This window comes from Siccirubricoccus deserti (assembly GCF_014283215.1).
Lineage (GTDB): Bacteria > Pseudomonadota > Alphaproteobacteria > Acetobacterales > Acetobacteraceae > Siccirubricoccus > Siccirubricoccus deserti.
Genome location: NZ_JACOMF010000025.1, coordinates 1 through 15,062, shown reverse-complemented (window position 1 = coordinate 15,062; position 15,062 = coordinate 1). Strand labels below are relative to the sequence as shown.

11 protein-coding genes are annotated in these 15,062 nt (G+C 67.0%); 10 read left to right on the top strand and 1 reads right to left on the bottom strand.

Annotation, left to right across the window (positions count from 1 at the left end; all coding sequences use genetic code 11):
* Positions 1–224: 224 nt before the first annotated feature.
* A complete protein-coding gene (locus tag H7965_RS17965; RefSeq protein ID WP_186771969.1) occupies positions 225–800 on the bottom strand; it encodes a YidB family protein in 576 nt (191 codons plus the stop codon).
* Between the two features lie 118 nt (positions 801–918).
* Here H7965_RS17965 and H7965_RS31050 point away from each other — a divergent pair, with 118 nt between their 5' ends.
* The 10 genes from H7965_RS31050 to tuf form a co-directional block, all read left to right on the top strand.
* A complete protein-coding gene (locus H7965_RS31050; protein WP_186771968.1) occupies positions 919–1,185 on the top strand; it encodes a GlsB/YeaQ/YmgE family stress response membrane protein in 267 nt (88 codons plus the stop codon).
* Positions 1,186–1,447: 262 nt separating this feature from the next.
* Positions 1,448–1,882, top strand: coding sequence for a 50S ribosomal protein L11 (gene rplK, locus H7965_RS17955; RefSeq protein WP_186771967.1), 435 nt, complete (start codon positions 1,448–1,450; stop codon positions 1,880–1,882).
* Positions 1,883–1,885: 3 nt separating this feature from the next.
* Complete coding sequence (gene rplA / locus H7965_RS17950; protein ID WP_186771966.1) at positions 1,886–2,584, top strand: 50S ribosomal protein L1; 699 nt, start codon at positions 1,886–1,888, stop codon at positions 2,582–2,584.
* A gap of 340 nt (positions 2,585–2,924) precedes the next feature.
* Complete coding sequence (rplJ, locus tag H7965_RS17945) at positions 2,925–3,449, top strand: 50S ribosomal protein L10 (RefSeq protein ID WP_186771965.1); 525 nt, start codon at positions 2,925–2,927, stop codon at positions 3,447–3,449.
* Between the two features lie 106 nt (positions 3,450–3,555).
* Entirely contained in the window at positions 3,556–3,939 is a 384-nt protein-coding gene (gene rplL / locus H7965_RS17940) for a 50S ribosomal protein L7/L12 (RefSeq protein WP_186771964.1), read from the top strand.
* Positions 3,940–4,146: 207 nt separating this feature from the next.
* Positions 4,147–8,328, top strand: coding sequence for a DNA-directed RNA polymerase subunit beta (rpoB, locus tag H7965_RS17935; RefSeq protein WP_186771963.1), 4,182 nt, complete (start codon positions 4,147–4,149; stop codon positions 8,326–8,328).
* Between the two features lie 73 nt (positions 8,329–8,401).
* On the top strand, positions 8,402–12,646 hold the full coding sequence (gene rpoC / locus H7965_RS17930) for a DNA-directed RNA polymerase subunit beta' (RefSeq protein ID WP_186771962.1): 4,245 nt from the start codon (positions 8,402–8,404) through the stop codon (positions 12,644–12,646).
* Between the two features lie 343 nt (positions 12,647–12,989).
* The gene (gene rpsL, locus H7965_RS17925; RefSeq protein WP_149536160.1) at positions 12,990–13,361 is read left to right on the top strand and encodes a 30S ribosomal protein S12; all 372 of its coding nucleotides are present in this window, start codon (positions 12,990–12,992) and stop codon (positions 13,359–13,361) included.
* Between the two features lie 12 nt (positions 13,362–13,373).
* Positions 13,374–13,850: a 30S ribosomal protein S7 gene (gene rpsG / locus H7965_RS17920; protein WP_186771961.1), complete on the top strand. Its 477-nt coding sequence runs from the start codon at positions 13,374–13,376 to the stop codon at positions 13,848–13,850.
* Between the two features lie 25 nt (positions 13,851–13,875).
* A partial coding sequence (gene tuf, locus H7965_RS17915; protein ID WP_186771960.1) for an elongation factor Tu occupies positions 13,876–15,062 on the top strand: 1,187 nt, incomplete at its 3' end.

Here is a 15,062-nt window from a genome sequence, read left to right as displayed (position 1 = left end):
ATGTGAACACCAGCTGCACCGGGCTCGACGCTCTCGACCGTGTGGTCGCCGCCAGCTCCAAATACGCGTTCGAGTTCGACAACGCCGCCCACAACCAGAGTGTCCCAGTGCCGAAGCCGGCCTTGATGGCGCTGCTCAGCGTGGGCTTGGTGCGGCGCCGTCACCTGACCGGCATCCTGTCGGCCGCCAGGGGCCGTCAGGGCCCCATAGCGGCCTCGTATCCCTCAGCGCCGCGGCTCTGGCCCCTCGCCGCCGGCCAGGCGCCGCAGCACATCGCCGATCCCGCCGGTGCCGAGGTCTTCCTCCCGTTCCGGCACCCGGCCGCCCGGGGTCATCTTGTCCACCAGATCGGGCAGCATCCGGCTGGTTTCCTGCAGCAGCGTGCTGCGATCGGTCCCGGCCTGGCGGGCGGCGTCGTCGATCGCGGCCGGGTCAATGGCCCGCTCCAGCTCGGCTGGCGAGATCGGCTGGTTCGGCCCGGGGGCGACCCAGGAATCGACCTGCTGCGCCAAGCCCTGGCCGCGCAAGCTGCCCAGCAGGCCGCCGAGCCCGCCGAGCATGCCGCCCAGCAGGCCACCGCCCGCCCCACCACCGCCGCCCAGCAGCCCGCCGAGCAGATCACCGAAGCCGCCGGTACTGCCGCTGGCCGCCCCGCCTTGTTGCGGCGGCGCTTCCTGTTCCTGGCCGGCCCGGGCGTGCTTCATCAGCTGATGCACCAGCAGTGCCACGGCGGCCATCTTCATGCCGCTCGGAAGCCCGCCCGCCAGACCGCCGGAGCGGCCGGAGAAATGCTCACCCATCTGCCTGTCTCCCCACCCATTTCAACAGGTGCAACGCCGCGGCGGCGCAATCGTGCCGCCCGGCCGGAACCGGAGCGGTGCACGGCGCGTCTCGCCCGCAGTGACGAGGAGGTTGGGCGTGGGCATCATCGGTACGATCGTGATCGGCTTCCTGGCGGGGCTGGTCGCCAAATTCCTGCATCCCGGGCGCGACCCGGCGGGCTTCATCATCACCACCCTGCTTGGCATCGTCGGCGCCTTGGTGGCGACCTACCTCGGCCAAGCGGTCGGCTGGTACCGGGCGGGGGAAGGGGCGGGGTTCATCGGCGCGGTGGTCGGCGCGGTGATCGTCCTGGTGATCTACAACCTTGTGACCCGGCGCTCCGGCGGCGATGTGGCGCGCTGAGGCGCCCCACCGGACAGCGGCCCGGCGGTGGGGCGCCATACCGCGCTGATCTCCAGGATATCGGACTGCTCCATCCTGTGGCCGCCCGGCTGTGAGGGCGCGCCGGGCGGGGCGCTGGGGCAATTTAGCGCTTGACAGGCATGGCGCGCCCGCCGATATGCCCCGGCTCACTTCATCCGGGACGCGGGAGGCGTCGAACCCCGTCTCTTGGGTTCGCGCCGTAGGCACCGCGCCTCCCTGACAGCAGGGACCAGGAGCCGATATGGCGAAGAAGATCACCGGTTACATCAAGCTGCAGATTCCCGCCGGCAAGGCCAACCCATCGCCGCCGGTTGGCCCGGCGCTGGGCCAGCGCGGCCTGAACATCATGCAGTTCGTCAAGGAATTCAACGCGGCCACCCAGCAGATGGAGCCGGGCACGCCGACTCCGGTGGTTATCACCGCCTATTCGGACCGCACCTTCTCCTTCATCACCAAGACCCCGCCCAACACCTACTTCCTGCTGAAGGCGGCCAAGCTCGACAAGGGCAGCCAGACCCCGGGCAAGGGCGGCTCCATCGGCCGGGTGACCAAGACCCAGCTGCGCGAGATTGCGGCGGTCAAGATGAAGGACATGAACGCCAACGACGAGGACGCGGCCGTGCGCATGCTGGCGGGCTCTGCCCGGGCCATGGGCCTTACCGTGGTGGAGGGCTGAGCCATGGCGAAGCAGGGCAAGCGGCTGAAGGCCATCTACGCCACGCTCGACCGCGACGCGGTGGTGCCGCTGCAGCAGGCGATCGGCCTGGTGAAGGCGAATGCCAAGGCCAAATTCGACGAAACCATCGAGATCTCGATGAACCTTGGCATCGACCCACGCCATGCCGACCAGATGGTTCGCGGCGTGGTCGGCCTGCCGAACGGCACCGGCAAGACGGTGCGGATCGGCGTCTTTGCCCGCGGCCCCAAGGCCGAGGAGGCGCTGGCCGCCGGCGCCGACGTGGTCGGCGCGGATGACCTCGCCGCCGCGGTGCAGGAAGGCAAGATCGAGTTCGACCGGTGCATCGCCACTCCGGACATGATGGGCCTGGTCGGCCGGCTGGGTAAGATCCTTGGCCCGCGCGGGCTGATGCCGAACCCGCGGCTCGGCACCGTCACCATGGACGTGAAAGGTGCGGTCACCGCCGCCAAGGCCGGCCAAGTCGAGTTCCGCGCCGAGAAGGCCGGCATCGTCCATGCTGGCATCGGCAAGGCCTCCTTCGAGGAGGAGAAACTGCTGGAGAATGCGCGGGCCTTCGTCGATGCCATCCAGAAGGCCAAGCCGACCGGCGCGAAGGGCACCTACGTGAAGAAGGTGGCCGTCAGCTCTTCCATGGGGCCTGGGGTGAAGGTCGATCTGGGCTCGCTGACCGCGGCCTAAGGCCAGGCAACCTGCGGGTCCGCATCGGGCCTGCCGAAACGAGATACGCCCACCCGAACAGGTGGGCGGGCAGGGGAGGGCGATGCCCTCCCCGAAACCTGTCCGAGACCGCAGGTACTCCAGGGTTCCGGCCCAGGGGTTTGAAGGGGGTCTGCCCCCGCCAGCGATAGACGGGATGCCGAGAGATCCTCACCGCTCGGGAGAGCCCTCCCGGCGGTGTGCATGGCTTGGTGGTCCGGCTCAGACAGGCGAACCGGGGTTCGCGGCATGATGCCGCGGGCCCCCGAGTGAACCGGCCGTCGCCCCTCCACCAGGCGCCGGCTACCGACGGAGACGGGATTTGGACCGCACGGAAAAGCGCGAGTTCATCGCCCACCTCGCGGCAGTGTTCGCAGATACCTCCTTCGTGCTCGTCGCCCAGAACAAGGGTCTGACGGTCGCGGATGTGAGCGATCTGCGGCGCCGCATGCGGGGCGCAGGGGCGACGTACAAGGTCGCGAAGAACCGGCTGGCCACGCTCGCCCTCGACGGCACCCGCTTCCAGGGCGTCAAGCCGCTGCTGAAGGGTCCGACCGCGCTCGCGTGGTCGACGGATCCGGTGGCCGTGGCGAAGACCGCCGTGGAGTTCGCCAGGGGTAACGACAAGTTCGTGATCCTGGGCGGGGCGCTCGGCGTCCAGACCTTGAACCTCGACGGGATCAAGGCCCTGGCCGAACTGCCCTCGCTCGAAACGCTGCGGGCGCAGCTGCTGGGTCTGATCCAGACCCCGGCAACGCGCATCGCCGGCGTGCTGCAGGCCCCTGGCTCGCAGCTGGCACGGGTGTTCAGTGCCTTCGCCAAGAAGGACGAGGCCGAGGCGGCGTAGCTGACCGGACCGAGTATGGAACCGGGCTGGTTGCGGAAAGAAGCCGCCAACTGGCCCGGGTATTGCAAACGGCAAGCCAAGCCATTAGATCAAAGGGTACACAGACATGGCCGATCTCGCAAAGCTGGTCGAGGAGCTCTCCAGCCTGACCGTTCTGGAGGCCGCTGAGCTCTCCAAGCTGCTGGAAGACAAGTGGGGCGTTTCCGCCGCGGCTCCGGTTGCGGTGGCAGCGGCTCCTGCTGCTGGCGCCGGCGCGGCCGCCGCCCCGGCCGAGGAGCAGACGGAGTTCACCGTCGTCCTGGCCAAGGCCGGCGACAAGAAGATCAACATCATCAAGGAGATCCGCACCATCACCGGCCTTGGCCTGAAGGAAGCCAAGGATCTGGTCGAGGGTGCGCCGAAGACGGTCAAGGAAGGCGCGTCGAAGGACGAGGCCGCCAAGATCAAGAAGGTGCTCGAGGAGAACGGGGCGACCGTCGAAGTCAAGTAGGCCGCTCCACCGGCCCCGGGCGTCCGTCGCCGGGGTCGGGATATCGCTTCAGGTCAGGTGCGGGCGGGAACCACTCGGGTTGCCGCCCGCGCCGCCGTTTCTTCTCCCCGATCGGGCTGGTCCGGCCGGGGGGAGGGGGCGGTCGGCGGACACCAAACGGGATGACGCCGGGCCGGTTGGGCCAGGCGAGAGGGACACGGGACAGGCATGAACGCTATCACGAAGTCGTTCACCGGGCGCAAGCGGATCCGCAAGAGCTTCGGGCGGCTGCCCGAAGTGGCGCCGATGCCGAACCTCATCGATGTGCAGCGCGCCTCCTACGAGGCCTTCCTGCAGATGGAGACAGGGCCGGACGCGCGCACCCACACCGGGCTGCAGGAAGTCTTCAAATCCGTCTTCCCGATCGACGATTTCGCCGGCCGTGGGCGCCTGGAGTTCGTCCAGTACGAGCTCGAGGAACCGAAGTATGACGTTGAGGAATGCATCCAGCGCGGCCTGACCTTCGCCGCCCCGCTGAAGGTGCGGCTGCGCCTGATCGTCTGGGACGTTGATGAGGACACAGGTTCTCGTTCCGTGCGCGATATAAAGGAGCAGGATGTCTACATGGGCGACATGCCGCTCATGACCGACAACGGCACCTTCATCATCAACGGCACCGAGCGCGTCATCGTCTCCCAGATGCACCGCAGCCCGGGCGTCTTCTTCGACCACGACAAGGGCAAGACCCACAGCAGCGGCAAGTATCTCTTCGCCGCCCGCGTCATCCCCTATCGCGGCTCCTGGCTCGATTTCGAATTCGACGCCAAGGATATCTGCTACGTCCGCATCGACCGCAAGCGCAAGCTGCCAGCGAGCACCTTGCTGCTGGCGCTCGACAGCGCCCGCACCGAGGCGCTGCGCATCGAGAAGGGCGCGACCGCCCTGGAGCCGAACGAGATCCGCGGCATGGATGCCGAGGAGATCCTGAACTGCTTCTACGGCCAGGTTGCCTTCACCCGCAGCGCCAACGGCTGGTCGCGCCCCTTCGACCCCGAGGCGTTCCGCGGCGTGAAGCTCTCCGAGGCGCTGATCGATGCGAAGACCGGCGCGGTGGTCGCCGAGAAGGATGCCAAGCTGACTCCGCGCGCCGCCCGCAAGATCGCCGAGGGCGGCACCACGGAGGTGCTGGTCGGCCGCGCCGACCTGCTCGGCCGCTATGTAGCCGAGGATCTCGTCGACCTGAACACCGGCGAGATCTGGGCCGAGGCCGGCGAGGAGCTGACCGAGGCGAAGCTCGGCATCATCGAGGAGGCCGGGCTGGACCGGCTGCCGACCCTTGCCATCGACCAGACCGTTGGCCCCTGGATCCGCAACACTTTGGCGGTGGACAAGAACACCTCGCGCGACGAGGCGCTGATGGACATCTACCGGGTCATGCGCCCGGGCGAGCCGCCGACGCCGGAGACCGCGGAGACGCTGTTCAAGGGCCTGTTCTTCGATAGCGAGCGCTACGACCTTTCCTCGGTCGGCCGGGTGAAGATGAACATGCGCCTCGGCTTCTCCGCCGAGGAAGTGGCCGACACCGTCCGCACCCTGCGCAAGCAGGACATCATCGCCACGATGCGCGTGCTGCTGGAGCTGAAGGACGGCCGCGGCCAGATCGACGACATCGACAACCTTGGCAACCGCCGGGTGCGCTCGGTCGGCGAGCTGATGGAGAACCAGTACCGCGTCGGCCTGCTGCGCATGGAGCGCGCGATCAAGGAGCGCATGGGGTCGGTCGATATCGACACCGTCATGCCGCATGACCTGATCAATGCGAAACCGGCGGCGGCGGCGGTGCGGGAGTTCTTTGGCTCCAGCCAGCTCAGCCAGTTCATGGACCAGACCAACCCGCTGTCGGAAGTGACGCATAAGCGCCGCCTCTCGGCGCTGGGTCCGGGCGGCCTGACGCGCGAGCGCGCCGGCTTCGAGGTGCGCGACGTGCACCCGACGCACTACGGCCGCATCTGCCCGATCGAGACGCCGGAAGGCCCGAATATCGGCCTGATCAACTCCCTGGCGACCTTTGCCAAGGTGAACAAGTACGGCTTCATCGAGACGCCCTATCGGCTGGTGCGCGACGGCAAGATCGTCGGCGAGCCGCGCTACCTCTCCGCCATGGAGGAGGAGCGTCTGGTGGTGGCCCAGGCCGATGCCGAGGTCGACGCCGACACGGGCGAGTTCAAGAGCGAGCTGGTCTCCGTCCGCCAGGGCGGTGACTTCCGGCTGGTGAAGCCGGAGGAGGTCACGGCGATCGACGTCTCGCCGAAGCAGCTGGTCTCGGTTGCCGCGGCGCTGATCCCGTTCCTTGAGAACGACGACGCCAACCGGGCGCTCATGGGCTCCAACATGCAGCGCCAGGCGGTGCCGCTGGTGCGCGCCGATGCGCCGCTGGTGGGCACCGGCATGGAAGCGGCGGTGGCGCGCGACAGCGGCGCGACCATCGTGGCGCGGCGCGACGGCGTGGTGGATAGCATCGACGGCGCCCGCATCGTGGTGCGGGCAACCGGCGATGACGGCACCACCCGCGGTGTCGATATCTACCGGCTGCGCAAGTTCCAGCGCTCCAACCAGAGCACCTGCATCAACCAGCGGCCGCTGGTGAGGGTGGGTGACGACGTCCAGGCCGGCGACATCATCGCCGACGGCCCGAGCACCGAGCTGGGCGAGCTGGCGCTGGGGCGGAACGTGCTGGTCGCGTTCATGCCGTGGAACGGATACAACTTCGAAGACAGCATCCTGATCAGCGAGCGGATCGCCAAGGACGACGTCTTTACCTCGATCCACATCGAGGAATTCGAGGTCATGGCCCGCGATACCAAGCTGGGCCAGGAGGAGATCACCCGCGACATCCCGAACGTCGGCGAGGAAGCGCTTCGCAACCTTGACGAGGCGGGCATCGTCTACATCGGTGCCGAGGTGCAGCCGGGCGACATCCTGGTCGGCAAGGTGACACCGAAGGGCGAAAGCCCGATGACGCCTGAGGAGAAGCTGCTCCGCGCCATCTTCGGCGAGAAGGCGTCGGATGTGCGCGACACTTCGTTGCGGCTGCCGCCGGGAGTGACCGGCACCATCGTCGACGTCCGCGTCTTCGCCCGCCGTGGCGTCGACAAGGATGAGCGCGCGATGGCGATCGAGCGCGCCGAGATCGAGCGGCTGGCCAAGGACCGCGACGACGAGAAGGCGATTCAGGAGCGCAGCTTCCACTCCCGGATGCGGGAGCGGCTGCTGAACCGCAAGGCCAGTGGCGGCTTCAAAGGCGTCAAGGCCGGCACCGTCATCACCGATGAGGTGCTGGACCAGTTCGCCAAGGTCACCTGGCGCCAGATTGGCGTGCAGGATGACGCGACCATGGCCGAGATCGAGGCGCTGAAGCGCGAGTTCGACGCGGCGGTGGAGCGGCTGCAGAAGCGCTTCGAGTCGAAGGTCGAGAAGCTGCAGCGCGGCGACGAACTGCCGCCCGGCGTGATGAAGATGGTCAAGGTCTTCGTTGCGGTGAAGCGGAAGCTGCAGCCGGGCGACAAGATGGCCGGCCGGCACGGCAACAAGGGCGTGGTCAGCCGCGTCGTACCGGTTGAGGACATGCCGTTCCTGGAGGACGGCACCTCGGTCGATCTGGTGCTGAACCCGCTCGGCGTGCCGTCGCGGATGAACGTCGGGCAAATCCTGGAGACTCACCTCGGCTGGGCCTGCGCCAACCTCGGCCGCGAGATCGGCGAGCTGGTGGAGGAGTACCGCCGGTCCGGGGCGATGCGGGAGGAGCTGCTGGGCCGGCTGCGCGAGATCTATGGCGAGGAGATCTTCGACCGCGACATCGCGCCGATGAACGAGGATCAGCTGATCGAGCTGTCGGAGAACCTCAGGAAAGGCGTGCCGATCGCCACCCCGGTGTTCGACGGCGCACGGATGTCGGACATCGAAGGCATGCTGGAACGCGCTGGGCTCGATAGCTCCGGCCAGGTCTGGCTGACCGATGGCCGCACCGGCGAGATCTTCGAGCGCAAGGTGACCGTCGGCTACATCTACATGCTGAAGCTGCATCACCTGGTCGACGACAAGATCCACGCCCGCTCGATCGGTCCCTACTCGCTGGTCACCCAGCAGCCGCTGGGTGGCAAGGCGCAGTTCGGCGGCCAGCGCTTCGGCGAAATGGAGGTGTGGGCGCTGGAAGCCTACGGCGCCGCCTACACCCTGCAGGAGATGCTGACGGTGAAGTCCGACGACGTCTCCGGCCGCACCAAGGTCTATGAGGCGATCGTCCGGGACCAGGACAATTTCGAGGCGGGCATTCCGGAATCCTTCAACGTGCTGGTGAAGGAGCTGAAGTCGCTCGGCCTCAACGTTGACCTGGAGAATCGCGGCAGCTGAGGCTGCCGCCCCTATTGCAATGCGCAGCCGCGCCCCTGCCGGGGCGCGGCGGCCCGACCCGCAGGAAGGCCGCATGAACGAGCTGATGAAGATCCTGGGCCAGACCGGCCAGGCGATGACCTTCGACCAGATCAAGATCTCGATCGCTTCGCCGGAGCAGATCCGCTCCTGGTCCTATGGCGAGATCAAGAAGCCGGAGACGATCAACTACCGCACCTTCAAGCCGGAGCGGGATGGGCTGTTCTGCGCCCGCATCTTCGGCCCGATCAAGGACTACGAGTGCCTCTGCGGCAAGTACAAGCGGATGAAGTTCCGCGGCATCATCTGCGAGAAGTGCGGCGTCGAGGTGACCTTGGCGAAGGTGCGCCGCGAGCGCATGGGCCATATTGAGCTCGCCTCGCCGGTTGCGCACATCTGGTTCATGAAGTCGCTGCCCAGCCGCGTCGGCCTGATGGTTGACATGTCGCTGAAGGAGCTGGAGAAGGTTCTCTACTTCGAAAGCTATGTGGTGCTGGAGCCGGGACTGACCGACCTCAAGCTGCACCAGCTGCTGACCGAGGACCAGTACCAGGCCAAGATGGACGAGTTCGGTGAGGACGCCTTCACCGTCGGCATCGGCGCCGAGGCCGTGAAGCAGATGCTCACCGGCATCGACAGCGGCAAGGAAGCCGTGCGGCTGCGCGCCGAGCTGAAGGAGACCACCTCCGAGGCGAAGCGCAAGAAGCTGGTCAAGCGGCTGAAGCTGATCGAGGCCTTCGCCGAAAGCGGCGCGCGGCCGGATTGGATGATCCTCGGCGTCATCCCGGTCATCCCGCCGGAGCTGCGGCCGCTGGTGCCGCTGGACGGTGGGCGCTTCGCGACCTCCGACCTGAACGACCTCTACCGCCGCGTCATCAACCGCAACAACCGCCTGAAGCGGCTGATCGAACTGCGGGCGCCGGACATCATCGTCCGCAACGAGAAGCGCATGCTGCAGGAGGCGGTGGACGCGCTGTTCGACAATGGCCGCCGTGGCCGCGCCATCACGGGTGCAAACAAGCGCCCGCTGAAGTCGCTGTCCGACATGCTGAAGGGCAAACAGGGCCGGTTCCGGCAGAACCTGCTCGGCAAGCGCGTCGACTATTCCGGCCGTTCGGTCATCGTGGTCGGGCCGGAGATGAAGCTGCATCAGTGCGGGTTGCCGAAGAAGATGGCGCTCGAGCTGTTCAAGCCGTTCATCTACAGCAAGCTCGAGAAGTACGGCCACGCCACCACCATCAAGGCCGCGAAGCGGATGGTGGAGAAGGAGCGCCCCGAGGTGTGGGACATCCTCGAGGAGGTGATCCGCGAGCACCCGGTCATGCTGAACCGGGCGCCGACCCTGCACCGCCTCGGCATCCAGGCCTTTGAGCCGGTGCTGGTCGAGGGCAAGGCAATCCAGCTGCACCCGCTGGTCTGCACCGCCTTCAACGCCGACTTCGACGGCGATCAGATGGCGGTGCACGTGCCGCTTTCGCTGGAAGCACAGCTCGAAGCCCGCGTGCTGATGATGTCGACCAACAACATCCTCAGCCCGGCGAATGGCAAGCCGATCATCGTGCCGAGCCAGGACATCGTCCTCGGCCTCTACTACCTCTCGCTGGAGACGCCGGAATTCGTCGCGGCCTCGAAGCGGGTGGCGGAGGTGAGGACGCTGATCTCCAGCGTCGACGCCAAGGGAGGCAAGGATCTCACGGCCGATGAGCTCGACGCGCTGAACTTCCGCCCGCAGATCTATCGCGGTCTAGGCGAGGTGGAGCAGGCGCTGGCCGCTGGCGCCATCAACCTCCACACCGCGATCCATGCCCGGGTGCCAGCCCCATCGGCGCCGGGCGACAAGACGATGCAGACGGTGCTGACCACGGCCGGGCGCCTGATGATGGGTTCCCTGCTGCCGGTCGATCCGCGCACGCCCTACAGCCTGGTCAACCGCCAGCTTACGAAGAAGTCGATCTCCGACGTCATCGATGCCGTCTACCGGCATTGCGGCCAGAAGGAGAGCGTGATCTTCGCCGACCGGCTGATGGGTCTCGGCTTCCGTCAGGCGGCGAAGGCCGGCATCTCCTTCGGCAAGGACGACATGGTCATCCCGGACAGCAAGCCGGAGATGATCGCCAAGACCAAGGCCGAGGTGAAGGAGTTCGAGCAGCAGTACCTCGATGGCCTGATCACCGCCGGTGAGCGCTACAACAAGGTGGTCGACGCCTGGTCGCGTTGCACCGAGGAGGTGGCGCAGGCGATGATGAAGGAGATCTCGAAGCAGGAAGCGGGCAAGCCCACCAACTCGGTGTGGATGATGTCCCATTCCGGTGCCCGCGGCTCGCCCGCCCAGATGCGCCAGCTGGCCGGCATGCGCGGCCTGATGGCGAAGCCGAGCGGCGAAATCATCGAGCAGCCGATCATCAACTGCTTCAAGGAAGGCCTGACCGTGCTGGAGTACTTCAACTCCACCCACGGCGCCCGCAAGGGCCTGGCCGACACGGCGTTGAAGACGGCGAACTCGGGCTATCTGACGCGGCGTCTGGTCGACGTGGCGCAGGATTGCATCATCGTCGAGAGCGACTGCGGTACCGAGCGCGGCATCACCGTGCGTGCGGTGATGGACGGCGGCGAGGTGATCTCCTCGCTGTCCGAGCGCATCCTTGGACGCACCGCGCAGCGCGAGGTGCTGGACCCAGCGAATGGCGAGGTCCTGATCCCGCGCAACCACCTCATCGAGGAGGCGGATGCTGAGCGCGTGGAGAAGGCCGGCGTCGAGGAGATGTACATCCGCTCGGTGCTGACCTGCGACAGCCGCTCCGGGGTTTGCGGCTTCTGCTACGGCCGCGACCTCGCGCGTGGCACGCCGGTGAACGCCGGCGAGGCAGTTGGCGTCATCGCCGCCCAGTCGATCGGCGAGCCCGGCACCCAGCTGACGATGCGCACCTTTCACATCGGTGGCGCGGCGCAGCGTGGCGCTGAGCAATCGGCGGTGGAAGCAACCTCGGATGGCACGGTGAAGGTCGCCAACCGCAACGTGGTGGCGAACAGCGCCGGCGCGCCGGTAGTCATGAGCCGTAACTGCGAGATCGTGCTGAGTGACGCGCAAGGCCGGGAGCGGGCGCGCTACCGGGTACCCTACGGCGCCCGGCTGCTGGTCGACGAGGGCGCGGCGGTCGTCCGCGGTCAGAAGCTGGCAGAGTGGGATCCCTTCACCCTTCCGATCATCACCGAGCGTTCCGGCGTGGTGGAGTTCGCCGATCTGATCGAGGCGGTGACCCTCTATGAGGAAACCGATCCGGTGACCGGCCTCACCTCGAAGGTGGTGCGCGAGCCGATCGACAAGGCACGCAACGCCAACCTGCGGCCGCGGCTGCTGCTGCGGTCCGAGGACGGGCAGGTACAGCAGTACTTCCTGCAGCCGGCCTCGGTGCTCAACATCGAGAATGGCGGGACGGTGAAGGCGGGTGACGTGCTGGCGCGGCTGCCACGCGAAAGCTCGAAGACCCGCGACATCACCGGCGGCCTGCCGCGTGTGGCCGAGTTGTTCGAGGCACGCCGGCCGAAGGATCATGCGATCATCTCGGAAGTCGATGGGCGCGTGGAGTTCGGCAAGGACTACAAGGCGAAGCGCCGCATCGTCGTGGTGCCGGAGCAGATCGGTGACGATCCGCCCACGCCGCGCGAGTATCTGGTGCCGAAGGGCAAGCACGTCTCGGTGCAGGAAGGCGACTACGTGAAGGCCGGCGACCCGCTGGTCGACGGCCCGCGCGTGCCGCACGACATCCTGCGGGTCCTTGGCGTGGAGGCGCTGGCCAACTACCTGGTCAATGAGATCCAGGATGTCTATCGGCTGCAGGGCGTGAAGATCAACGACAAGCATATCGAAGTCATCGTCCGGCAGATGCTACAGAAGGTCGAGATCCTCGATCCGGGCGACACGACCTACCTGATCGGTGAGCAGGTGGACCGCATCGAGTTCGACATCGAGAACGAGAAGCGGCTTGCTGTGAAGGAACGCCCGGCGCGGGCCGAACCGGTGCTGCAGGGCATCACCAAGGCGTCGCTGCAGACCACCTCCTTCATCTCCGCCGCCTCCTTCCAGGAGACGACGCGGGTGCTGACCGAGGCAGCGACGGCAGGGAAGGTCGATACCCTTGCCGGTCTGAAGGAGAACGTCATCGTCGGGCGGCTGATCCCGGCAGGTACGGGCTCGGTGATGAACCGCCTGCGGGCGCTGGCGGCGCAGCGCGACCGCACACGGCTGCCAGCGGCGCAGCCGGCACTGCCGGAGCCGGAAGGGCGACAGGCCGCCGAATAGGGCGCCTGCGCCGAGGAACAGGGGCCGGGTTCCGCAAGGGACCCGGCCCTGTTTGTTTCGGGCGTGCGGAAGATTGGCGGAAACTACACCAGTATTCGTTCACCTGCTTGACTCCCCCCGGGGTGGCGCGTAGTAAGCCCGCCCTTGGCGATGCCGGGCGCTGGTGCGCGGGCGTCGTCAGGAGTTAGGTCCACAACGCTGCGCAACCGGCGCCGCGGCCCCATCTACGGGGGTTCGCTGAGGCCGGGGGCGGGTCGGGGCGCCTGCAGGGGAGCGAGTAGCTCGCCTTGCGGGCATTGCGGCTTTTCGCGTCCCGTGGCCGGCGAAATTGCGAAGGGGCGTCATGCCGACGATCAACCAGCTCATCGCCCAAGGGCGCGAGCCGAACGCGAAGCGGAACAAGGTTCCTGCGTTGCAGGGCTGCCCGCAGAAGCGCGGGGTGTGCACGCGCGTCTATACGACGACGCCGAAGAAGCCGAACTCCGCGCTCCGTAAGGTGGCGAAGGTGCGGCTGACGAACGGCTATGAGGTCGTCAGCTACATCCCGGGTGAGGGGCACAATCTACAGGAGCACTCCGTGGTGCTCATCCGTGGTGGCCGCGTGAAGGACCTTCCGGGCGTGCGCTATCACATCCTTCGCGGTGTGCTCGACACTCAGGGCATTGCCAAGCGTCGCCAGCGTCGTTCGCTGTACGGCGCGAAGCGGCCGAAGTAGGGAGAGGCCCAGATGTCTCGCCGCCACAGCGCCGCCAAGCGCGAAGTCCTGCCGGATCCGAAGTTCGGTGATCTCGTGCTCAGCCGTTTCATGAACGTGTTGATGTACGACGGCAAGAAAAGCACCGCGGAGCGGATCGTCTACGCTGCCATGGACGCGCTGAAGCGCCGCGTCGGTCCCAATGGGGATCCACTGCGCATGTTCCATGAGGCGATGGATAACGTGAAGCCCGCTGTCGAGGTGCGTAGCCGCCGCGTCGGTGGTGCTACCTACCAGGTGCCGGTCGAGGTTCGGCCGGAGCGGCGTCAGGCGCTGGCGATCCGGTGGTTGATCGAGTCTGCGCGCAAGCGCGGCGAGAATACCATGGAGGAGCGGCTCTCCGGCGAGTTGCAGGACGCAGCGAACAATCGCGGCACCGCTGTGAAGAAACGCGAAGACACGCACCGGATGGCTGAAGCCAACAAGGCTTTCAGTCACTACCGCTGGTAACGACACCCGATCGGGGACGACGACAATGGCGAAGGCGAAATTCGAGCGGAACAAGCCGCACTGCAACATCGGCACGATCGGGCACGTTGACCATGGGAAGACGTCGCTGACGGCGGCGATCACCAAGGTGTTGGCGAAGACCGGTGGTGCGACGTTCACGGCGTACGACCAGATTGACAAGGCGCCGGAGGAGAAGGCGCGGGGGATCACGATCTCGACGGCGCATGTCGAGTACGAGACGGTGAACCGGCACTACGCGCATGTGGACTGCCCTGGCCACGCCGACTACGTGAAGAACATGATCACCGGCGCGGCGCAGATGGACGGCGCGATCCTGGTGGTGTCGGCGGCGGACGGCCCGATGCCGCAGACGCGGGAGCACATCCTGCTGGCGCGGCAGGTTGGCGTGCCGGCGCTGGTGGTGTTCCTGAACAAGGTGGACATGGCGGACCCGGACCTGCTGGAGCTGGTGGAGATGGAGGTGCGCGAGCTGCTGTCCTCCTACCAGTTCCCGGGGGACGACATCCCGATCATCCACGGCTCGGCGCTGATGGCGCTGGAGGACAAGCGTCCGGAGATCGGCGAGCAGGCGGTGCTGAAGCTGATGGCGGCGGTGGATGAGTACATCCCGCAGCCGGTTCGGGCGACCGACCGTCCGTTCCTGATGCCGGTGGAGGATGTGTTCAGCATCTCCGGCCGCGGCACGGTGGTGACCGGGCGGGTCGAGCGTGGCGTGATCAAGGTGGGCGAGGAAGTCGAGATCGTCGGCCTGAAGCCGACGGTGAAGACGGTGGTGACCGGGGTCGAGATGTTCCGCAAGCTGCTGGACAGCGGGCAGGCGGGCGACAACATCGGCGCGCTGCTGCGCGGCACCAAGCGCGAGGATGTCGAGCGCGGCCAGGTGCTGGCGGCGCCGGGCAGCATCACGCCGCACACCGGGTTCAAGGCCGAGGCCTACATCCTGACCAAGGAGGAAGGCGGCCGGCACACGCCGTTCTTCACCAACTACCGGCCGCAGTTCTACTTCCGGACCACCGACGTGACCGGGATAGTGAAGCTGCCGGACGGGGTGGAGATGGTGATGCCGGGCGACAACGTGACGATGGACGTCGAGCTGATCGCGCCCATCGCCATGGATGAGGGGCTGCGGTTCGCCATCCGTGAGGGTGGCCGCACCGTCGGCGCCGGCGTCGTCGCGCAGATCGTGAAGTA

Bases quoted from the DNA above. Each gene is read 5' to 3' on its own strand.
- rplA (WP_186771966.1), top strand. From the start codon at position 1,886: ATGGCGAAGCAGGGCAAGCGGCTGAAGGCCATCTACGCCACGCTCGAC.
- H7965_RS17965 (WP_186771969.1), bottom strand. From the start codon at position 800: ATGGGTGAGCATTTCTCCGGCCGCTCCGGCGGTCTGGCGGGCGGGCTT.
- rpsG (WP_186771961.1), top strand. From the start codon at position 13,374: ATGTCTCGCCGCCACAGCGCCGCCAAGCGCGAAGTCCTGCCGGATCCG.
- rplK (WP_186771967.1), top strand. From the start codon at position 1,448: ATGGCGAAGAAGATCACCGGTTACATCAAGCTGCAGATTCCCGCCGGC.
- rpoC (WP_186771962.1), top strand. From the start codon at position 8,402: ATGAACGAGCTGATGAAGATCCTGGGCCAGACCGGCCAGGCGATGACC.
- rplL (WP_186771964.1), top strand. From the start codon at position 3,556: ATGGCCGATCTCGCAAAGCTGGTCGAGGAGCTCTCCAGCCTGACCGTT.
- rpoB (WP_186771963.1), top strand. From the start codon at position 4,147: ATGAACGCTATCACGAAGTCGTTCACCGGGCGCAAGCGGATCCGCAAG.
- rpsL (WP_149536160.1), top strand. From the start codon at position 12,990: ATGCCGACGATCAACCAGCTCATCGCCCAAGGGCGCGAGCCGAACGCG.